This window comes from Streptomyces sp. AK08-02, assembly GCF_033795085.1.
In the GTDB taxonomy this organism is placed as follows: Bacteria; Actinomycetota; Actinomycetes; order Streptomycetales; family Streptomycetaceae; genus Streptomyces; species Streptomyces echiniscabiei.
Map to the genome: position 1 here is coordinate 292,136 of NZ_JARAZV010000016.1, position 19,995 is coordinate 312,130.

Annotated in this window: 19 protein-coding genes and 1 pseudogene; 7 read left to right on the forward strand and 13 right to left on the reverse strand. The window is 69.2% G+C overall.

Features of this window, described 5'->3' with window-relative positions; translation table 11 throughout:
• Nucleotides 1-10 precede the first annotated feature (10 nt).
• Genes queC through PV734_RS32275 form a run of 4 tightly spaced genes read left to right on the forward strand, consistent with a single transcriptional unit; the run spans nucleotide 11 to nucleotide 2,485 of the window.
• A complete protein-coding gene (gene queC / locus PV734_RS32260) occupies nucleotides 11-721 on the forward strand; it encodes a 7-cyano-7-deazaguanine synthase QueC (protein ID WP_046914116.1) in 711 nt (236 codons plus the stop codon).
• Between the two features lie 2 nt (nucleotides 722-723).
• Complete coding sequence (gene queE, locus PV734_RS32265; protein ID WP_046914117.1) at nucleotides 724-1,359, forward strand: 7-carboxy-7-deazaguanine synthase; 636 nt, start codon at nucleotides 724-726, stop codon at nucleotides 1,357-1,359.
• On the forward strand, nucleotides 1,359-1,715 hold the full coding sequence (queD, locus tag PV734_RS32270) for a 6-carboxytetrahydropterin synthase QueD (RefSeq protein ID WP_046914118.1): 357 nt from the start codon (nucleotides 1,359-1,361) through the stop codon (nucleotides 1,713-1,715). Before queE ends, queD begins: the two co-directional genes overlap by 1 nt.
• A gap of 2 nt (nucleotides 1,716-1,717) precedes the next feature.
• Nucleotides 1,718-2,485, forward strand: a complete 768-nt coding sequence (locus tag PV734_RS32275) for a GTP cyclohydrolase I FolE2 (protein ID WP_046914119.1) — start codon at nucleotides 1,718-1,720, stop codon at nucleotides 2,483-2,485.
• Between the two features lie 114 nt (nucleotides 2,486-2,599).
• Here the strand turns inward: PV734_RS32275 and PV734_RS32280 are convergent, their stop codons facing one another.
• Genes PV734_RS32280 through PV734_RS32290 form a run of 3 tightly spaced genes read right to left on the reverse strand, consistent with a single transcriptional unit; the run spans nucleotide 2,600 to nucleotide 8,166 of the window.
• The gene (locus PV734_RS32280; RefSeq protein ID WP_319293185.1) at nucleotides 2,600-3,490 is read right to left on the reverse strand and encodes a DUF317 domain-containing protein; all 891 of its coding nucleotides are present in this window, start codon (nucleotides 3,488-3,490) and stop codon (nucleotides 2,600-2,602) included.
• A 21-nt stretch (nucleotides 3,491-3,511) separates the two neighbouring features.
• Nucleotides 3,512-7,435, reverse strand: coding sequence for a hypothetical protein (locus PV734_RS32285; protein WP_319293187.1), 3,924 nt, complete (start codon nucleotides 7,433-7,435; stop codon nucleotides 3,512-3,514).
• 2 nt (nucleotides 7,436-7,437) lie between these two features.
• Nucleotides 7,438-8,166 carry a helix-turn-helix domain-containing protein gene (locus PV734_RS32290; protein ID WP_319293189.1) on the reverse strand — a complete coding sequence of 243 codons (729 nt, stop codon included), beginning with the start codon at nucleotides 8,164-8,166 and terminating at the stop codon, nucleotides 7,438-7,440.
• A gap of 126 nt (nucleotides 8,167-8,292) precedes the next feature.
• On the opposite strand from PV734_RS32290, the gene PV734_RS32295 reads away from it, so the two are divergent.
• A complete protein-coding gene (locus tag PV734_RS32295; RefSeq protein WP_319293191.1) occupies nucleotides 8,293-8,505 on the forward strand; it encodes a hypothetical protein in 213 nt (70 codons plus the stop codon).
• An 86-nt stretch (nucleotides 8,506-8,591) separates the two neighbouring features.
• Nucleotides 8,592-8,954 (forward strand): hypothetical protein, encoded by a 363-nt coding sequence (locus PV734_RS32300; RefSeq protein WP_319293193.1) that lies wholly within the window; start codon nucleotides 8,592-8,594, stop codon nucleotides 8,952-8,954.
• On the opposite strand, the gene PV734_RS32305 is transcribed toward PV734_RS32300, so the two are convergent.
• From PV734_RS32305 to PV734_RS32350, 10 genes and pseudogenes are all read right to left on the reverse strand, one after another.
• Nucleotides 8,935-9,711 (reverse strand): hypothetical protein, encoded by a 777-nt coding sequence (locus PV734_RS32305; RefSeq protein ID WP_319293195.1) that lies wholly within the window; start codon nucleotides 9,709-9,711, stop codon nucleotides 8,935-8,937. The genes PV734_RS32300 and PV734_RS32305 overlap by 20 nt on opposite strands.
• Before the next feature lie 62 nt (nucleotides 9,712-9,773).
• Complete coding sequence (locus PV734_RS32310) at nucleotides 9,774-10,895, reverse strand: DnaB-like helicase N-terminal domain-containing protein (protein ID WP_319293197.1); 1,122 nt, start codon at nucleotides 10,893-10,895, stop codon at nucleotides 9,774-9,776.
• Nucleotides 10,895-12,151, reverse strand: a complete 1,257-nt coding sequence (locus PV734_RS32315) for a DNA cytosine methyltransferase (RefSeq protein WP_319293229.1) — start codon at nucleotides 12,149-12,151, stop codon at nucleotides 10,895-10,897. The genes PV734_RS32310 and PV734_RS32315 overlap by 1 nt, the downstream gene beginning before the upstream one ends.
• A gap of 5 nt (nucleotides 12,152-12,156) precedes the next feature.
• Nucleotides 12,157-13,029: a hypothetical protein gene (locus PV734_RS32320; RefSeq protein ID WP_319293199.1), complete on the reverse strand. Its 873-nt coding sequence runs from the start codon at nucleotides 13,027-13,029 to the stop codon at nucleotides 12,157-12,159.
• 23 nt (nucleotides 13,030-13,052) lie between these two features.
• The gene (locus PV734_RS32325; RefSeq protein WP_319293201.1) at nucleotides 13,053-14,012 is read right to left on the reverse strand and encodes an alpha/beta hydrolase; all 960 of its coding nucleotides are present in this window, start codon (nucleotides 14,010-14,012) and stop codon (nucleotides 13,053-13,055) included.
• 166 nt (nucleotides 14,013-14,178) lie between these two features.
• Nucleotides 14,179-14,946, reverse strand: a complete 768-nt coding sequence (locus PV734_RS32330) for a hypothetical protein (protein WP_319293203.1) — start codon at nucleotides 14,944-14,946, stop codon at nucleotides 14,179-14,181.
• A 102-nt stretch (nucleotides 14,947-15,048) separates the two neighbouring features.
• Entirely contained in the window at nucleotides 15,049-15,420 is a 372-nt protein-coding gene (locus PV734_RS32335; protein ID WP_319293205.1) for a hypothetical protein, read from the reverse strand.
• A gap of 289 nt (nucleotides 15,421-15,709) precedes the next feature.
• Nucleotides 15,710-17,509 carry a type IV secretory system conjugative DNA transfer family protein gene (locus tag PV734_RS32340; RefSeq protein WP_319293207.1) on the reverse strand — a complete coding sequence of 600 codons (1,800 nt, stop codon included), beginning with the start codon at nucleotides 17,507-17,509 and terminating at the stop codon, nucleotides 15,710-15,712.
• A 290-nt stretch (nucleotides 17,510-17,799) separates the two neighbouring features.
• A pseudogene (locus PV734_RS45925) lies at nucleotides 17,800-18,225 on the reverse strand (DUF317 domain-containing protein); the annotation flags it as partial.
• Nucleotides 18,226-18,319: 94 nt separating this feature from the next.
• On the reverse strand, nucleotides 18,320-18,934 hold the full coding sequence (locus tag PV734_RS32350) for a hypothetical protein (RefSeq protein ID WP_319293210.1): 615 nt from the start codon (nucleotides 18,932-18,934) through the stop codon (nucleotides 18,320-18,322).
• A 154-nt stretch (nucleotides 18,935-19,088) separates the two neighbouring features.
• Between PV734_RS32350 and PV734_RS32355 the strand changes: the two genes are divergently transcribed.
• Nucleotides 19,089-19,885, forward strand: a protein-coding gene (locus PV734_RS32355; protein WP_319293231.1) for an IS5 family transposase whose coding sequence is annotated in 2 segments (ribosomal slippage) — nucleotides 19,089-19,422 and nucleotides 19,422-19,885 — 798 coding nt in all. Because the reading frame shifts where the segments join, the coding sequence is not laid out codon by codon here.
• Nucleotides 19,886-19,995: the final 110 nt, after the last annotated feature.

Consider the following 19,995-nt stretch of genomic DNA (forward strand, 5'->3'; position numbering starts at 1 on the left):
GGAGCAGGGCATGGCGGAGCGTCCCGCGATCGTTCTACTGAGTGGCGGCCTGGACTCGACGACCGTTCTGGCGATCGCCAAAGACCAGGGCTACACGCCGTACGCGCTGAGCTTCCGTTACGGCCAGCGGCACAGTGTGGAACTGGAGGCTGCGAAGCGTGTGGCGGGGGCTCAGGGGGTTGCTCGCCACGTCATCGCGGACATCGATCTGCGAGTTTTCGGCGGCTCGGCTCTCACGTCGGAGATCGAGGTTCCCAAGCACGAGTCTCTGGACGACGCCAGCAGCAAGGACACGGGAAGCAGCGTGCCCATCACGTATGTACCGGCACGCAACACGATCTTCCTGTCCTTCGCGCTGGCCTACGCGGAGACCGTCGGCGCGAGCGACATCTTCACCGGCGTGACCGCCGTCGACTACAGCGGCTACCCGGACTGCCGTCCCGAGTACATGGACGCGTACGCGAAAATGGCGAACCTGGCGACCCGCGCAGGCGTTGAGGGGACGCAGGAACTCAAACTCCACTCGCCGCTCATCGCCATGTCGAAGGCCGACATCGTCCGCGAGGGACTGCGCCTCGGTGTGGATTATTCCCTGACGTCTTCTTGCTACGACCCAGACGAGCAGGGTCGGGCCTGCGGGCACTGCGAGACCTGCCTGCTCCGTCTGAAGGGGTTCGCCGAGGCTGGCGTTACCGACCCTGTGCAGTACCAGGGCGCGTGAGAATGACCTATCTGGTCAAAGAGATCTTCTACACCCTGCAAGGCGAAGGGAGTCACGCAGGTCGTCCAGCCGTCTTCTGCCGCTTCTCCCGGTGCAATCTCTGGACCGGCCTGGAGAAGGATCGCCACCGTGCGATCTGCCAGTTCTGCGACACGGATTTCGTCGGTACCGACGGAGAAGGCGGCGGCCGTTTCGCGTCCCCGGACGATCTCGCGCAGGCGGTGGAACGAGCGTGGCCCTCGGCATCCAGGGAGCACCGCTTCGTCGTGTGCACCGGAGGCGAGCCACTCTTGCAGCTTGACGATGCAGCGATCGATGCCCTTCATGCCCGAGGCTTCGAGGTCGCCGTCGAGACGAACGGCACCCGCGTACCGCCAAAGGGCATCGACTGGCTCTGCGTCAGCCCCAAAATCGGCTCCGAACTGGTAGTTACGCGTGGAGACGAACTGAAGCTCGTTTACCCCCAGTTGGGCGGCGACCCCAGTCAGTTCGAGCACCTGGACTTCCGGTACTTCCGGCTCCAGCCCATGGACGGCCCGGACGTTGACGCCAACACCAGGGCGACGGTCGACTACTGCATGAAGAACCCGCGCTGGATCCTCTCTCTCCAGACGCACAAGTATCTGGGAATTCAGTAATGGAAATCTTCCGCGAGTTCACCTTCGAATCCGCGCACCGCCTGCCCAATGTGCCCGAGGGCCACAAGTGCGCGCGCCTGCACGGGCACTCGTACAAGGTCATCGTCCACGTCGAGGGGCCCGTCGGAGCCGAATCGGGCTGGGTCATGGACTTCGGTGACGTCAAACGCGCCTTCAAGCCCATCGAAGCGCGACTCGACCACTACTACCTCAACGAGATCGAGGGTTTGGAGAACCCGACCAGCGAGGTCCTCGCTCGCTGGATCTGGGATCGGCTGAGGCCGACACTGCCCGGCCTCTCCGCCCTCACTGTCCGCGAGACGTGCACATCCGGCTGCACCTATCGGGGCGAGTAAGCGTGCACGACATCCAGAACGAGACCGACTCCCGCGGCATCGAAATCGACGACGTCGGCATCAGCGGCTTGCGCTACCCGCTGTACTTCGAGGACGGCCACCTCCGCCAGGACGGCGTCGCCGAGATCGAAGTGACCGTCCGGCTGCAGCACGACCGGCGAGGCACCCACATGAGCCGCATGGTCGCTCTCGCACACGATCACCTTCGTCGGTTCGATCCGCGCAAGCTGCCGTACGTCCTGAAGGTCGGCGCCGACCTCCTCGACGCGCCCGCGCTCGCAGTGACGATCGATGTCCCATTGAGCACTAGCGTGGTCGCGCCTGCGAGCGGCGCTGAGTCGTGGCAGGTCCACGACGCTCGTTTCGAAGGCCGCTGGGACAACGGCGACACGACGGTGATTACCTCGGTCACGACCGAGGTAACGAGCTTGTGCCCGTGCTCGAAAGCTATCTCGGACTACGGCGCCCACAACCAGCGCAGCCGCATTACGCTGTCCGTGACGGGGCACGGGGACACGCCCTATCCCTTTGCGGTGCAGGAGGCCGTAAGGCTCCTGGAGCAGAGTGCGTCCGCCCCTGTCGTGCCGTTGGTCAAGCGGCCCGACGAACGCGTTCTAACGATGCAGGCGTACGACCACCCTGTGTTCGTTGAGGACATGGCGCGCGACATCAGCCTCGCCTGCCGCGAACGGGGCCTCGAGCATGCTGTACGCGTTCGAAACCTTGAGAGCATCCACAGCCACGACGCTGTCGCTCGCATCTCCAGGTGACGACAGACATCGTCTCCCCGCAGCATCCCGACTCGATACGCCGCAACTGAGCCTGGGCCCAGCGCCTTCTGGGCCCAGACTATCAAGCACGCGTCCAGCTGGTGCGGCGGAGGTTCAGCGGGTCTGGGTGGAAACGGCTGCCGGCGCCTGCCCGGGAGGGGCGGGCGCCGGGGCCTGCGGAGTCAGCATCGCTAGTCGCGGAGTGGTAGCAGCGGGGACCTGGCGGCGTCCTTGCCCCTCGGCGAGTTCGAAGATGAGGTCCTGCAGGACGGCCGCCGGGGTGTACGGGGAAAAGTGGAGTGCCCAGGTGGGCTGGTGGACGGCGTTGCCGCCCCAGACGGTCCAGGTCGGCAGCGGGCTGTTGGGCTTCTGGGCGGCGAAGGCGTCGAACTGGACGCCGGCGGCGTCCTCGCCCGGTGCCTCCCAACGGATCCAGCGGCCTTCGACTATCTGCTTCCAGCCCGCGTCCGTGAGCGGCCGGGTCGCCTCGGCGATCTCCGTCTCGGAGACGCCGGTCGCCGGTCCGGCGCCCCATACGTAGTCGGAGGCCAGGGAGTTGAGCAGGGTGCGCACGATCTCCACCGGGGTGGTGGCAGTGGCCGTGGCGTGCCAGAGGCGCTCGCTGACGGGGGATTCGTAGGCGGCGATGGTCCACTTCATGTCACGGCATTCGGCGTCGTGATCGATGAGGGCGCGCAGAGTGAGCGATTCGTGGTTGGCGATGGTGGTGTTGTCGTCCCAGGTGCGTTCCCTGTCAAGTCCAGCGTGTTGGTGTTTGGGTCTGTTGATGTCGCCGTCGGCTGTGTTTGGGAGATGCGGCAGACCCGACGGGCCGTTGGAGCCACTTGACGCGTTCGGGATTGTCGCCGACCACGATGATGAATCTGCCGCGGCAGTGTCCACACCGACACCTAACGGTTCGAGCATCTGCGGAGTGGCCTGCTGGGCCAGGTCGGTGATTGTCTTCTTCAGCGCTTTGGCTTCGTCGTTGAGCTTCAGAGTCAAGCTAGGCCACCGCAGGTCAGGTCACGTTAGGTTGAGACGCTTGATCACACGATCGAGGGGTACCCGCACACTGCGCACGATCGGCAGTGCCTCTCGCAGAGAGGCGCCCGCCCGGGGTGGCAGAAAGGGATCGCTGAGGTCTTGCTCGATCTGTGCGATCACGTCGTCCGGATAGACCTCATCGGTCAGCAGCCGGGCGTACACGAGCCGCACGGTCTTCTGCATGGCCGCGGACTCGCCGTTGCTGGCGATGTCCGGATCGGTGAGAACTCCGTACAGCACGGAGCACAGGACGTCCCGCACGTTCGGCAGGCCGCAGTCCTTCAGGGTCCGCACGATGTCGTGGACCACGTCGAACGTGGGCCGGGGCAGTGCCGCCCCCAGGATGTTCAGCAGGCCGTTGACGGCGTCCACGCGCTCCTGCGGAGACAGCGCGGACGGCCGGTGGCACAGCAGTGCCGCGCGTGCGCAGATGCGGTTCTCCTCGTCCTCTTCGGATGCCTCCGTGCCGTCGGAGTTGTGTCCCGCGGCCAGTTCCTCGAACACGGGTAGGACGTCGGCGATCGGCAGGAGGCCAGTGATCCACCCGTAGTAGGCCACTTCTTCGTTCACGGCCGGAACAGACAGCAAGTCCTGCCATGGCTCCCCCCGAACCTCGTGGGCCAGACAGGAAGCCATCAGGTGGCGCAGTATCCGCAAGCGGTCGGCCACGGTGGTGGGGAGTGCGGCAAGGGTGTCCAGAACGACTTCCACATCGTCGTCGGGGCAGGCGCGCAGCACCTCCGGGAACGTGTCGGGGTAGTCGCGCAGAGCCGGTCCCGGGACTGCCACCAGATGCCTGGCGGCCTGCTGGGCGAAATGGCCTCCGAGCGACATCATGACTCTGATCGCCTCGAGTTGAGACAGAGAGCCGGGGTGCAGGGTCTGCACCGCCATGTGGGCGAGCGATCCGGCCAGTTCCTTCCTACCTGGCATTGTCTCGGCGACCATCCGCGCCATGAGCAGGCAAGCATGCGGGTTCTGCGCCCAGGACGCGAGGCTGCGACTTCGCGCCGGGTCGAATGCGGGCCCGTCTGCAGCCCGGTCGTGAGAGGCGAAGCGCGCCTCCAAGAGGGTGGCCACGACGCGCTCTGTGTCGCTGCGCCCCCGGTTCCCCGCGAGAGCCGCGAGATCGCGCTGACACGCCGCTGCCGTCTCAGGGTCATGAGAGAGCAGTAGGTCGACACCTGTCGCCCGCGTGCGGGCCGGGACGAGATTGTCCACGACGAGGCCGCGGAGGCAGTCCCTCGCCACCGCGGTGTGCTTGTGGGCGTCGAGCAGACGGCGTGCCGCCTCGAGGCGCGCCGACGGATGGGCGGACCCCCGTTCGGCAGTCAGGCGCAACGCCCGGACGATCACCCCTTCGTCGTTCACGCAGTGCATGAGGTCCTCGTCGGACAGACCGAACAGACCGTTGTCCTCGTTGGACTCGGCGGCGTATTCGGCCAGGGCCGCGGCCAGTTCACCGTGGTACACCGCACCCATGCGCCGCAGCGCGCGGATGGCGTCTTGGCGCGCCTGGCCGCCGATGCGCATGGTGTCGCGCTCAGGGGTGCCGATCACGGACACGAGCGCGGCTACGGCTGTGGGTTCGACATCGGGGCCCAGTCCGCTGAGTTGCGATGCCGCCCGGCTCCGTCGGCCCTCGTCGCCCGAGTGCAGCGTCCGTACGAGTTCCTGGACGAGCTGATGCCCCGCCTCCTGCGCGTGGGCCGGTCCCAGGGACGCCAGATCGTTTACGGTCTTGGGCAGATCGGTCCGCAGAATCTGGGCAGCAAGAGGTACGTACTGCGGTGCGACGGACGCGAGGAGCACTATCCTCTCGCTCCCCCGGAGTACCGCTCCGACGATGTCGTGCTCGGCCGTGGCCGCCACCAGCGCCTCGGCCGCCTCGGCCAGGTGGTCGTCGGACATGCGGATGAGCAGGGCCGCACAGTCGGCGGTCACGTCGGCGGTCTGCCAGGTGGCGCATCGGTCGGGGTTCCTGATCTGCCGTAGGAGGACATCTTGCGTCAGGCGGGGCACCGGCGGGTCGTATCGGCACAGCTCGGCCACGGCGCGCTTCCTGTCGAAGAGATCCGGGTTCGTCAGGTGAGCCTCGATGACCTGCGCGAGTTCGGCCTCAGTGCGCTTCCCGCTCTCCAGGGCCGCTCGCACGGCGTCCGGAAGTTCGGACAGGACCGGGGGATCGGGGTCACGCCAGCTGTCCGCGCCGGTCTTCAGTGCCGTCAGGAAGCTCTCGTACAGAGCCGAGCTCTGCGAGTGCTCGGCCATCCGGTGACGGACCATCGCCTGGATGCGGCTCAGGCGGTTTGGAGCCAGGTCGTACAGTTCCCTCAGGCGCCACAGCCAGAGATCGGTGTCTCCCCTCGAAGCCTCCAGCATCGCGGTCATCAGATCCACGTCGTCGTCGAACGAGTCGGTACGCAAAAAGGCCAGACGCCGTGCCGCCCGGAAGCGGATGTCGTCGACAGCGATGTGATCGGATCCGAGACTGCGTGGACTCACGTATCCCCTCGCCACCTCCCGTAGGAACGCCACCGGCGCACCGTCCTCGGGGGCGATCTCTCCGAGTGAACCGGCCAGGTCGACCCGGACGGAGGCGGACAGGTCGTCGTCGGTCAGGCATCGGGACAGCGTTTGCGCGACCAGGGAGTCCTCGGGCGCCAACTCGGCTGCGAGTGCGGCGAGATGAGAACGGACCATGGGGTCGTGTGCTTCCGCCAGCAACTCGAGGACTCGGGAGCGAGCGCGTGCGGGATCGAAGCGGAAGAGTTGCCGCAGAGCCGGCTCGGTCGCCGTCGTGACGTCCGACAGGGCGATTCGCAGGACATAGCGGTGCACGGCCTCGTACGGGAGGGCCCGCGCGAGAGACCACCACTCGTCCCGGTGGAGCGAGGGCAGCGTGTTAAGGCTGTCCACGAAACTGTCGATGTGGCCGTCCTCGTGCGGCACACCGAAGGCGATCAGCAGGGCGGCGATCCGCCGCCACGGGTGGCTGCCCTGCTGGAGCCAGCTCAGCAGGGCCCGTCCGCCGGCCGGTGCCTGGTAGCCGTAGTGGGTGAGCACGTCGAACCATCGGTAGTCGCGCATCGCCGACCACAGCCGTATGTGCCATGCGCTGTCGCCGGAATCGAACTGCACAGGCACGGTCTGCGCGAGGTGTTCGGCGGCGAGGTGCTCGGCGAAACGCCGGTGCGTGAAGCGCAACCGGGCGTCGTCGGTGAAGTAGCCGGTGTCGACCAGCGCCGTGCGCACGCGGTCGGCCCAGCCCGGGACGCTCAGCGCGCTGCGTGGTCCCCACTCCTCGTCCAGGAGCTGCAGCGCGTGCCGGAACAGATCGGTGACGCCGTCGTGCACATGCGCCACCGCCATCCGCCCCACCAGCACATCCAGGTACTCGCTGAGCGAGCGCAGCGTCCGCAGCACGTCGTCGGTTTTGCCGGGCTCACACTCCAGTCGGCGGAAGTGCCGTGCAGTGCGCCGTGCTCGAAAGCCACGCAGTTCCGCCCGGTACTGCTCGATGAGGACGTGGGTGTGGGCCGCGAGTTGCCGTCGGGGATCGGCCTCGAGTAGACCGGCAGTCAACGTCACCAGGAACGGAGTCGGCTCAAGACCGCCGCGCCGGAGCGTCTCCCACCACCGAGCCAACAGGGCTTGCAGGTACGGGGATTCAGGGAACCAAGCCGCCGCGAATCTGTCCACCCGACCGCTGTCGAAGGGCTGGAGCACGCCAAGTTCGCAGCCCAGCTTCATCAGGGCTTCGGCCTCGCCTTCCTGCTCCAGCGTCCGCGTGGTGATCACGAGGCTGATTCGGTCCCGGTACTCCCCAGCGAAGTGCACGAGGCGGGTGAGTAGTGCGCGCTGCTCCGAGCGGTCCGGGAGCTCGTCCAGCGCGTCGACCATCACTAGCCAGTGCGCGTCATCAGCACCGGCCGCGGCCCCGAGACCGTCCCCGAGCCTGTCGCCCCGGTCGCGTGCAGCAGGGCGGTCTCGACCGCTCTGCCAGCCAGATCCACGGCGCTCGCCGGGACCAGCAACGGCAGCGGCGCCTTGGCCCGCTGCGGTGCCCGCAGGTGGAGTGCGGACAACGACGCCGCGACCTGGCGCAGCAGCGTCGACTTCCCTCCGCCCGCCTCGGCAGTCAGGACCAGAATGCGGCCCGGCGACATCGTGCCCAACATCTCGCTCGCCGCTTGCGGTACGGCGGGCTCGTCCACGGTGGGAGAACACAACACCTCGACGGGAACGTAGAGTTCCGCGGTGACGGGCAGCCGGCTCGCCCGCCAGGGCCAGTCGAACCGGGCCCCCTCCTCGTGCTGCCGTCGCAGCAGGCCCGTCAATGCGTCCGGAAGTCTCGGCCCGGCCGACGGTGCCCGCTGCGGGCCGCCGTGCAAACCGGCCGCCTCGTCGCGCAGGTCCCGCAACCGGCGTCGTACCTCGGCATCGGCGTCCAACGCATCCAGCATGCGCTCCAACACGTCCCGACTGGGGACGGAATGGCCGTGGAGAGACCGGCTCAACGTGGTCCGTCCGATGCCGGCCCGGCGGCAGAAGCTCTCGTGGTTGCGCTGGCGGTGAGTGGGCCCGGCGTAGAGCGCGCTGAGTTCCTGTGCCAGCTCCTCGGCTGCCGTCACGGTGCCCCCCTCGCCCCCCACCACGTACCACCACGTTCCGTCGTGTTCAGGCTGAACGGAGCTGAACGCGCGCGATGGGACCTTTCCGGTGTCCCCCCACATTGCTACCCGGATCGGAAGGTCGAAATGAAGCATTCCGCACTCGCGATCGCGGTCCTTGTCTGCGGTCTCGTGATCGCCCTGCTCCTCTCGGCGCTCCTCGGCTGCGCCGCGGCCGCGCTCGCCCGCCGGGACGGGCGCACCGTGTCGGAGGCGCTGACACGTGCGACGGTCACCTGCGCCGGAGCATTTTCTCTTGCTCTGACGGTGATCGCCGTGATCGTGTCATGGGTCGACTAGGCGCATTGCCCGCGAGCCCTGTTCATGCGGCTGATCGGTGGGTTGCCGTCAGGTGCTCTGTCGCCGCGGCGGACGCGGACACCGGCATGCGCCTGGCCGAGCGCACCCGTCGGCTGGCCCGGGTGACCGCGGTTGACGGTCAGCTGCACGACCGGCTGATCGCTGCTCACCTCGCCGCCGACCAGGCGCTGTTCGACCTGTTCACCATCATGTGGCGCACCGACACCGAGCTCGCCACGGCCGGGAGGCGACAGTCCTGGCCCACCTGCGCGCCCCGGCCGCCGAACTCAACTGGCCCGCCGCGGACACCGCGGACAGCGGGCAGGCCCAGGACGACACCACTCTCGCCGACGATGCCGCCACCGACGTCCTCGGGACGGCTCCCCGGCAAAGGCCGAGGAGCGGACACTGCTACCGGGCTGTACGGCTTCAACACGCATATTCAATAGGGAAAGTGCGGTACTTCTCCCAGTCGTTGTTCTCGGTGAGGAAGTCCTCCAGCAGAGCGTCGTGGTCGCCGGGGTCGGCATCGTAGGCGGGCACGCTCTCGATGGGCGGCGTGGATGGGGCCCGCGTCGTGCCGGTTGAGCCGAGTGCGACGCGGGCTTGGGCGGTCTGGCGTTCGGTGTCGGTCATGGGGGCGAGGCCGGAGCGTAGGGCGTCGCCGTGAGTGTGTTCGAAGGCTGTGATGGCTTGGGTGGGGGAGTCGAAGGTGTCGGTGACCTGCCGGAGGTGGTTCTCGCCGTGGAGATACACGCTCTTCCCGCTGTCGCGGTAGGTGCCGACGGCCACGATGGTCCAGCCGTCTTCGGCGTGGGCGTGGATGAGGAGCCGTCCGTGGCGGATGTCGTCGTAGATCTTCTGGGCTTCGTTAGAGACCTCGCGGATCTCGGCGCGGGTGCACCAGGGCATCGGATATTTCGCCCAGGTCCATTCCTCGGCGATCGCCTCGCGCAGGCTGGGGGTGATCTCGGTGGTGATCCCTTCGGCGTTCAGGGCCTGGGCGGCTTGGTCGGCCCAGTACGCCTCTTCGTGATCAAGGCGGGCCAGGACCATGGTGTGTGGGTCGAGGGTCTCGAAGCCGTGGGTGGCCAGGAGTGCCAGGGCGGTGCGGTGGTGGGGGCCGGTGAGGGTGGCGGTGACGGCGCTGGCGTGGGCGGGGTGGGTGTCGAACTGGACGTGGGCGTCGAGAGGGCTATGGGGCATGGAGGCGGGCTCGATTCGAGGCCGGCCTGGCCGTGGAGGCCGGCCTGACCCGGTGGTTGAGGTCATCGGTGGGCGCGAGTTGCGGTGACGGCCGGCCGGGGCGGCCCCGCCCGGGGACGCGGCGCGGACCGCGCGGTGGCACTGGTGGCGGACGCGGGGGAGGGCGCGGTGGCGCGGTTCCAGCGGGTGCGCAGGGCGTTGAGGTCGGCCAGGGCGCGGCGGCTGCCGGTGATGAACTGGTGGGGGGTGTTGGCGGGGTCGTCGGTGTAGGCGGTGATCCGTGCGGCGACAGTGTGGGCGCGGGTGAGGAGGGCGCGTTTCAGGATCTTCTCGCCCCAGTACTCGGGGGAGCCGGCGGGTGTGGAGACCAGGGCCATCAGGTCTTTGGGAGTCAGGGAGTCGGTGATCAGTCTGCGGTGCTGGGCCTCGCCGAGGACGGTGACCGGGTCGACCATGTCGCCGCGGTGGACCAGCGCCGTGATGGACTGCCAGAGCGCGGCGTGCAGCGGCAGCAGGAAGTCCTCGGCGACGAGCCACCGCATCTGCTGGACCTCCGCCGGATAGGCGGTGGCCGTCGCCAGGAGGAGGCGTTCTTCGTCGAGGTCCTCCTCGCCGGCCTGCCGTGGATCATCCACGGGGGGTGTCGTGCGGGGGAAGGAGCCGGGGTGCGGGGCGAACTGTTCGGCGAGGGCGTCCAGGACGCGGCCGATGTCGTCGGCCATGCCGAGCGTCGTGGCTGTCGGGTTGGGCAGGCCCGGGTCGGTTGCGGTGGAAGCGAGGCGCTCGGCGTGCGCGCGCAGGATCCGGCGAGCGTTGTCGGCGCGGATCATCCTGGCGTACGCCGCAGCGTGCTTGGGCTGCGGGCAGAACTGGATGAGGGCGTGGAGGTAGGAGGCGCTCAGGCCGCGAGCGTGAGGACGGGCGTGGTCCAGCACGGCGTTGAGCCAGGCGGTGTCCTTGGCATGGTCGGCGGGGTCGGGCGGTGGGAGGGTGCGGATCGCGGTGAACAGTGCGGCGTGGGTGTGGCTGTCGAAGTGGTGGGCGATCAGCGGCTCGGTGTCGGCCAGACGCGCAGGTTCGAGGAGGAGGGCGCCGAGCAGAGCCTGCTCGGCGTAGTGCACGGGCTTCGGCACCGGGACGCGGTCGAGGCCGTCGTCGTCATGGGGATCGAGGGTGTGAGGCATCAGGCGGCGAGAGTGAAGTCAGCAGGGTTGAAGGGCTTGTTGAGGTGCGTGGCGAGCAGGTGTGCGGCCAGGCGAGGGGGGACGGCGTTGCCGATCTGCGAGAACATCTGGCCCTTGTTGCCCTGCCACGGATAGTCGGCGGGGAAGCTCTGCAGCACACCCGCTTCCCGGGCGGTGATCTTGATCGGCTCCGGTGCCGACCCCGCTGCCTCGACGGCGGGCTCGGCGACCCAGGTGCACTCGTTGGCCCGGTGGCCGAAGAAGAGCGTGCCGGCGGGTTCGTCGGACCGGCGGACGGTGGCGTTGGTCTGGTTGTTGCTGCGCAGTGACCACGACCAGCGGTGCGCCTCGGCAGTGAACGTGGGGGGTGCGTCTGCGGGGCGGTTCTCGCGGGCGCCGTGCGGGGCGGCCCAGCCGGAGCCCTCTCGCCGGAAGGCCAGGACGATCTCGGAGTCGGGGCGGGGTGCCCAGGTACCGCGGGCGCGGGCGTCGATGAGGGTCTTGCGGGCGCCGGAGGGGAAGGGCTCTGGGCCTCCGCCTGGTCCGCCGCCCGCGCACACAGTGGGCACGGGCCGGTCGGTGGCGCCCCAGCCGAGGGCCTCCGCCATGGACACCCAGCGGGTGCGGCCGGGCCCGAACAGGCTTTCTGGCTCGGCGAGTTGTGCATGTGTGGGGGGTGGGGGCTCGGCGGTTCGTACCCGGGAGGCGAGCAGGATCGCCCTCCGCCGAGTCTGCGGGACACCGTAGTCGGCGGCGTTGAGAATGCCGACCCACACCGAGAAGCCCCAGGTGCGCAGGATGGCCGCGTACTGCTTCCACAACGGCAGAACGTCGGGGACCTCTTCCATGGCCACCCACTCGGGCTCGCCCACGGTGTTCAGGGCGTGCAGGTAGCGCATGGGCTCGGCCGCCAGGAGAGAGCGCTCGTCCGCGCACGCGGCGAGCAACTGCTCGCGGGTGTCGCGTCCGGCCGCGAGGTCGGCGACGGCCTGGTGGACGAGCGGCTGGTCGACCAGGCCGAGCCGCTTGCCGGCCATGCTCCATGCCTGGCACGGCGGGGAGGCGATGAGTCCGAGGATGCGGCCGGAGAAGATCCACGTCGGATAGCGGGCGACGTCGGTCCGGATCGTCAACTGCCCCGCCATGGCTCGGGTCTTACAGGCCCATGCATCCCACTCCAGGCCGACGTCCCGCGCGCCGAGGACGGTGAGCGCGTGGCTCCAGCCGCCGGGCCCGGCGAACAGATCGAGGATGATCCGCCTCACCAGGCCAGTCCGAAGTCGCCCTGCACCGGTTGGGCTTCACCGCGGCAGGCCCAGGGAGAACAGCCGTCGACCACGCCGTTCTCCATCTCCTCCACCGCAGCGGCACCGTCGTCGAGTTCCTGCTGGCGCGCAGCCCACTCCGCGGCGGTGACGTGGTCGATGGGGGCCTGGTCGAGCGGGACGCGGGAGCGGTGCAGGAACGCCTGGCCCAGCAGCCGGTTCCCGGCCGCGTTCGCGCGGGCGTTGCCCTGGCGGATGGCCGCGTCGAACGCGATCACGTCCGCCCATTCCTCCGGACTGCTGTCCCGGATATTCCTCCACTGCGCGTTTCCGTGAAATGGACAACCGAGGCAACTCGATTTCGGCGTGTCTGCCAGGCCTATAGAGGTCAAATAGCGGATGCAGTCTGCGCGTGACCAGCCGAGGTCTATGAGTGGATGCCGGTTGCGCATGTACTTGACGTCGGCGTCCTTGGCCCGGTGAAATTCATCCGTCGAGATGCCGACCCACTGTTCGGCGAATATATCCTTGGGGATGCGCTGGGGGTAGGGGTAGCCGAGGAGTTCCCGGACCTTCTTCTTGATCGGTTTGATCTTGTATTCCCCGGTGCACTGGCGCCTGGTCATGCCCTGCTTCCCGTCCTGGTTGAGGATGTACAGAGGCATGGACGCGAAGCGGTGCTCGGGATCTAGGGCATCGTTACGGATGTTTCCCGCGGTGACGCGCAGAACGGGTATGCCTGCAGGTGCGGCTATTTCCTGTTCGAGGCGGTCGAGGTGGGAATAGACGACCTTGGGTTCCCAGCCGGTGTCGGCGAAAATGGCGTAGTCGACCTTGGGAAGGATACCTTCGGCGGACAGGGCAAGCATGGTACTGGATTGAATTCCGGCGCCTAGTGAAATCGCGTGGAAAGCGGGGAGTTCGGAAATGACTGGTCCTGGGGGTGATGGGGCCGGCCCAGTTCAGCGGCGAGGCGGGCGATGCGGGCGCTGATGAGGGCCGCGTGGCGGATGGGCAGGGCGTGTGTGGTGCGAGGGAGGACGTCCAGTGCGGCGGCCGGGAGTTGGGCGGCCAGATGCTTGGTGTGGGCGGCCGGGGTGTGCCGGTCGTCGGCTCCCGCCATGAGCAGCAACCGGTCGCCGAGCTGGCTCAGGACGGTGAGGTCGCGCGGCTTGTAGTCGCACAGGGACTGCCACAGGGCGGCGAGATCACCGGTCGCGGTGTGGATGACGCCGTGGCGGCACCGTGGTGGCCCGTCGGCCGACCGGTTGGGGCGTGGCGTGAGGCTGTGGGGGTGCGTGCCGGGAAGCCGCCGGCGCAGGAGATCCACTGCGCGCGGTGCGTGGGCGCAGGTCAGAGCAGCGAGGCTGCGCCCGGCGGCCAGCAGCCAGGCGCGCGGGCCGCGGCCGGGCAGCACCGTCGCACCGCGTGCGGTGGGAGACAGCAGCACCATGCCCCGTACTCGGGTCAGGTAATGGGGGTGCAGGGCGGTGAGTTCCTGCAGGACGAGGGCGCCCAGGGAGTGGCCGGCGAGCACGAGCGGTCCGGTGGGGACGAGGCGGGTCAGGATCTGGTGCAGGTCGTCGGCGAGCTGTTCGACCGTCAGAGGTGCCCGGCCTCGGGAGGTGTGGCCGTGCGCGCGCTGGTCGTAGCGCAGGACGCCCAGGCCCAGACCGGTCAGGTGCCGGGTGTGCAGACGCCACAGGTCGGCGGTGACGGACGCGCCGTGCACGAGGACGACCGTCGCGTCGTCGCGACGCGGGCGCACAGGCGTATCGCGGTAGACGGCCAGGGGTGTGCCGTCCGCGGCGGAGACGGACAACACCTCAGTGACAGAAGGCGGATTGGGCATGGGAGGGAACTCCGGAAGGTGAATCGCTGGAGGGGCAGCCGTGCGCTGCGTGAGCCGGGGGCGCAGCGGTGCGGGTGGCGGCGATGGCAGGGGCTGTCCCAGCCGGTCCAGTCCGCCGCCGGCCAGGTGGCGCGGGCGACCAGGACGCGGTCCGCCGGGGCGAAGCTCATCGTCTGCGACCCACCCCCTGCTTCGTTGCAGGAGGGATCACGGCCGCTGCTCGGGCGCTAGCCGTGGGCTTGTGCTGGGCGAGGGCACGCCGGCCTTCGGCGGTGACGTGGAGGCGCTGGCCCTGGTGCAGGGGTGTCGTGGTGTCCACCTCGACGAGTTCTCGCTTGATCAGGGCGTTGAGGGTGGCGACGTTCACGGTGGCCCGGTCCTTGTCGATGGCCTTGAGCACGCCGTGCCGGCTGATTACGTAACGGGTGCCGCCTCCTGCGGACAGCCGGGCGAGGACGGCGTACTGGCTGGCCGTGATCTCCGGCACCGGTGTCTCCTGCGGCTGTTCGGCGTACTGCTCCAGGTCCCGGGAGATACCACTGGCGAGGTAGTAGCAGCCGGTGTATGCCAGGTCGAGCCCGTGGGCGGCGTCCGCGAGGTGCTCCGCCATGGCGGGGACGGCCTCCGTGTGCCGTGCCGTGCGCACGGCTGCTTCATCGGCCGGCGGGCCGGGGAACGCGGCGCCCTCCAGAGGGTTGGCCTCCAGCGCGCTGGCCAAGTCGGATGCGGCGATACTGGCGGCGAAGACGACGGAGGCGAGCGCTTCCAGGGACGGGCGGCTGCCGGGTACGGCGGCGTACTGGCTGCCGTCCAGGGCGGCCAGGCGTTCCATGGCCTGTTGGACCAGCTCGTTCGTGGCCAGGATCTTCGACGTGAGTTGCTGCCGGGCGTCGGTGCCGGGTGTGAGGGTGAGTGAGCGGACTTCGCTGTGCAAATCCTCGAAGGCGCTGCCGAGTTGCCGCAGTTGGGCGATCTCGGCTTGCAGGTCGATCTGGGGGATGGTGCTGCTCCGGGTGAGGGCCGGGGGGCTTGGTGGTCAGCGGCTGCGTCGGTGGGCCTGGTCCGGGGAGGGTGTCGTGGGCGTGGCTGGACGGCCGGAGGGCGCGGGCGGGATGTCCTGGAGGGTCGGGATCCCGAGGTCGACGCGCACGCTGGCGCCGAGCGTGTAGAGGTGGGATTCGGCACAGACCACCGCACCCACGGCGTCGGATTCACCGAACCCGGCGGGAAGTGTGTACTCCCGCGTTGCCTTCGTCGGGGTGAAGCCGTGCTGGATGAGGACACCGCCGGCGCGGTCGGTGACCGCGGTGGCGGTGACGGTGCCGTCGTGGAAGCGCATGGTCGCCTCGGGCTCGGCGTCGGTGGTGAGGGGGTAGCGCGTGGTCCAGGCGAGGTCGACGAGGTCCATGGTGTGGGACAGGAGCCCGTAGAAGGCGACGCCGGCGCGCTCATGCGCGTCCTCGGCGGTCCCGGGCGGCAGGAGGTAGAGGGTGCGGCCCTGGTGCTGGCGGGCCGTGAAGCCTGCTGCGGTCAGGTGTCGCGCGGCGTTGCGGATGGGGCGGTTGAGGACGGCGAACGTCCATCCGTCATCGGTCGAGCCGATGAAAACGTCGTGGTGGTCGGTGATGGCTATCGGTCATCCCGGTGGCTGGGTACAGGCGAGGCAGCCCGGCGGGGTGCTCGGGCGTGGTGGGTGGTCAGGCGGCGGGGCCGTAGTCGCTTTGTTGCGGGGCGTGCTTGGCGACGGCGCGGGCGGTGATGGCTTTCGATGCGCGGGCGGAGGCGGCAGTCAGTGCGTCGGCGTCGGGTTCCGCGTACCAGGGGCGCAGGTCGAGCATGGCGGCGCGCATGCCGGTGGCGAAGCACAGGGCGGTGCCCTTGGGCAGGGCGCGGATCGCGTCCGCGGGCAGGATCCGCTCCTGCCGCATCGACACGGAGGTCGACTTCCCCGAGTCGGAGATGGAGGTCGAGGTGGTCTCCACGTCGTGGTCGCCGATGAGGCGGGAGAGCTTGTCGGCGAAGTCCGGATCGTCGATGCCGGAGCCGATCACCTTGACGGTGCTCGCGGACCACATGGCGTCCATGCCCGCGTCGCCCCAGACTTTCTGGCCCTGGCGGTAGGACTGCAGGATCGTGATGGGGATGATGCCGCGCGAGCCCAAGTGGCTGTACAGGTCGGGCAGATCGGAGATCTTGCAGACGTTGGCAGCCTCGTCGAGGATCGCGAGCATCGGCGGGTCGAGCCGTCCGCCGGCGCGCTCGGCCTGCGCGGTCGCCGCGCGCATGACGGAGTCCGCACACGCCGCGATCAGGGCACTGGCGCCGCCGCCACCGTCCTTCGACAGCAGGTACAGAGTGTCCGTGGAGGAGACGAACGCCGACGGCCGGAACTCGGGCACGTTCTTCTGCGGGGTGACCCACGCCGCGATATCGCTGTTGAGGAGGGCTGCGGCGTACTGTCGGGCGGTTTCGTAGATGCCGTCCCGGGTTTCGGGCGGTCCTTCGACGGTGCCCTTGAGTTGGGCGGCCACCGCGGTGAACTGGTGGTCGCGCAGGATGTCGAGAGGGGTGCGGTCGGCGGGGAAGGCCAGCCACTGCATGACGTCGGTGATGGGACGCTCGTCGAGAGCCGCGGCGAGGAACAGCTGCGACAGGATGTTGCTGCCGGCCTTAGACCAGAAGTCGCCCTGCTGGCTGGCGTCCACGGAAGCCGCGAGGAAGTGGCCGGACAGACGGCCCGCGCCGTCGAGGGTCCTGGCGTCGGCGAGCGGGTTCCACCACATCTCCCGTTCGGCGTGGGCGATCTGCTGCGGGTCCATCGACCACGTCCGGCCGGTCCTCTGCCGTGCGTCGAGGGTGGCGGTGTAGGCGTCGCCGGCGGCCTTGTTGGAGGTCAGCAGGACGGGGCCGGGTGCGGCGAGGATCGAGGGGATTGCGAGCGAGGTGGTCTTGCCGGAGCGGGGCGCCATGATGGCGACGGCGACGTCCTCGTACCCCATGCGGACCTCGTGGCGGCTGCCCAGGAGGTTGCCGAGGAGGATGCCGGTGTCGGCGGCATCGATGTGCTTGACGTCCTTCAGGCTGGGGCGCAGGGAGCGGGCCTTGGCGGTGATCGCCCGAGCCATCAGCGGCTCGATGTCCTTCGCCTTGGCCATGCCGGCGATCTTCTTCTTCCGGCCACCGCCGGAGTTCTTGTGTCGTGACCAGACGACTGCGGCGGTGAGGACGAGGGCGATCATCACGGTGACGGGGATGATGCGGGCACCGATGAGCAGGGTCGTTTCTCCGGCGGTGGGCCAGAACTGGTCGGGGTGCAGGAGGGCGTTGATGGGCTGGTACGGCGCCCAGGGGCCGGAGTGGGTGGCCCAGGCGGCGAGGTTGCCGCACAGCCAGGCGAGGTTGGACAGGGGGACGGCGATCGCGAGGGCGCCGAGGAGCACCTTGAAGGCGATGTCGTAGCCGTCGCTGCTGGAGGAGGCGGGGGAGGCGTGGGGCAAGGGCAGGATTCCGGAGTGAGGGGTGTGGCCGGGTCAGCGCGTACGGCGCGGTGGCGGCTGCGGCCGACTCGGCGGCAGCGAGGGCGCGCCACGCCGGCGGCGGGCGGCGAGGTCCTGGACGCGCTGCTCCAGCGGATCCAGCCCGCCCGGCGGGCCCGTCGGCGCGGGGGCCGTCTGGAGGTGGGGACGGGCCTGGCAGGGGAGGGCGAGCGGGTCGCGACGCAGCGGTGCGGGTCGGTGAGGGCGTTGGTGAAGGCGGCGACCAGGTGGAGCGGGGTGTCGGCGCCGAGGTGGGCGCGCCAGATCACCGTGTCGGGGTCGCCGGGCAGGGAGGTGGTGACGAACCAGCTGCCTTGCCCCTGGCCGGCGCGCTCGACATGGACGTGGCTGTCGGGGGACGAGGCCGAGACGTCGGAGTGTTCCAGCCAGCCGACCGCGTACAGGATCTCGAAGGGATCACTCGCCGCCGCCGCTTCGGGGGCGGGCTCGGTGAGGGCGTCGGTGAACGCGGCGAGGATCTCCACCGGGATGCGCGCCCCGAACCGGGCGTACCAGGCGGGGTGTTCGTCGGTGGGTGCGTGGAGGATCGTCCACCACGGCTCGTCCGGGTCCGGGTACAGGCTCAGCTCGGCCTGCTGGTCGGGCCGGACCAGATGGACGATCGGGGAGAGCGGAGTGTGGTCGTAGCGCCATCCGCCGGCCTGGTGGAGGGCCACGGTGACCCAGCGCGGGTCCCCGCCCCCCCGGCCAGGCAGGGCGGGGTAACGAGGAGTTCGTCGGCCGCATCCTGAGGCAGGAAACGCATGCGGCTCACCTCCGTGCCACGGGCGTCGCGGCAGCGGAGACCGTTGGGGCGGGTCGAGGTGCGACGGCTTCCAGACGAGGCGGGGTGCGTTGGGTCGTCGCGTGGATGGTGAGGATCACGGGGGCGTGCAGGGCCAGCTCGTTGAGTGCGTGCCATGCCTCGGCGTTGCGGGCGTCGATGAGGTCGTCGTACGCCTGTGTCCCCGGCCAGGCGGAGCGTGGCAGGTCGTCGAGGCGGGCGCGATAGTCCTCTTCGAAGGCGTCGAGTTGGTCGAGGGCGTGTTCGGCGCTCGCTAGGTGCGACGGCCAGTGGGACTGGACGGCCCGGGCGGGGAGCTGCTGGAGCTGGACTTCGGCGGTGGAGACCAGTTCGCGGGCGAAGGGGCGGATCTGTGCGGCGGCGATCCAGGTGTCGGCGTCGCGGCGGGCGGCGCGCCGCCCGTAGGTCTCGTCGTCGTACGGCCAGCTGTCGAGGTCGGTGTGCTCGTCGGAGTAGGCGTCCCAAGCGGCCAGGATCTGTTCGCCGGTGTGGAGGAACGCGGCGAGCTGGTCGAGGCGCTGCTGATGGATGACGCTCGGAGGTGAGGGTGGGGAGGCCCCAGGGGGTCTTTCATCAGTCATCGTGTGCGAGCCGCCGAGGAGTTGGAGGCGCCGACGTGAGCCGAGGAGGGGGCGGTGTCCAGCCGCTGACGGCGTCGCGCGGCGCGGACCTGGGCCTGGACGTGCTTAAGACGTCGTCTCATTTGGGGTGCTGGGTATTCTGCACTGTGTGGTGATGGTCGAGCGCATGGTGCCGGACGAGTTGTGGGAGCTGTTCCAGCGGGTGGTGCCACCCGCTCCGACACGACCGCAGGGCGGCGGCCGACGGCGGTACGGCGACCGCGAGGTCCTGGCGGCAATCATCTTCGTGGCCACGACAGGCTGCACCTGGCGGCAGTTGCCGCCGGTCTTCGGCCCGTCAGGGCCGACCGCACACCGCCGGTTCACTGAATGGACCGCCGCCCGGGTCTGGGCGAAGCTGCACCGCGTCATCCTCGACGAGCTGGGTGCGCGCGGAGAGCTGGACTGGTCGCGCTGCGCGATCGACTCGGTGAACATGCGGGCCCTGAAAGGGGGGACCTGACAGGTCCGAATCCTGTCGACCGGGGCAAGAAGGGCTCGAAGGTCCACTTGATCACCGAGCGGACCGGTTTACCCCTCTCGGTCGGTATCTCTGGCGCGAACCTGCACGACAGTCAGGCACTCGAGCCGCTGGTGCGGGGCATCCCGCCGATCCGTTCCCGCCGGGGCCCGCGCCGCCGCCGGCCTGCCAAGCTCCACGCGGACAAGGGCTACGACTACGACCACCTGCGGCGATGGCTGAGTAAGAGGGGTATCCGCCACCGCATCGCCCGCAAGGGCATCGAGTCATCTACACGGCTTGGCCGACACCGTTGGACGGTCGAGCGCACGATGTCCTGGCTGGGCGGCTGCCGCCGTTTGCACCGCCGCTACGAACGCAAGGCCGAACACTTCCTGGCCTTCACCGCCATCGCCTGCAGCCTCATCTGCTACCGCAGACTCGCCAAATGAGACGACGTCTAAGACCGTGTCCTACATGGTCAGTTTCCGGAGCCGTTTGTAGCAGCAAAGGGCTGCGGCCAGTCCGAGAAAGGCCAGGTAGTTGCCTGGTTTCCGCTCGT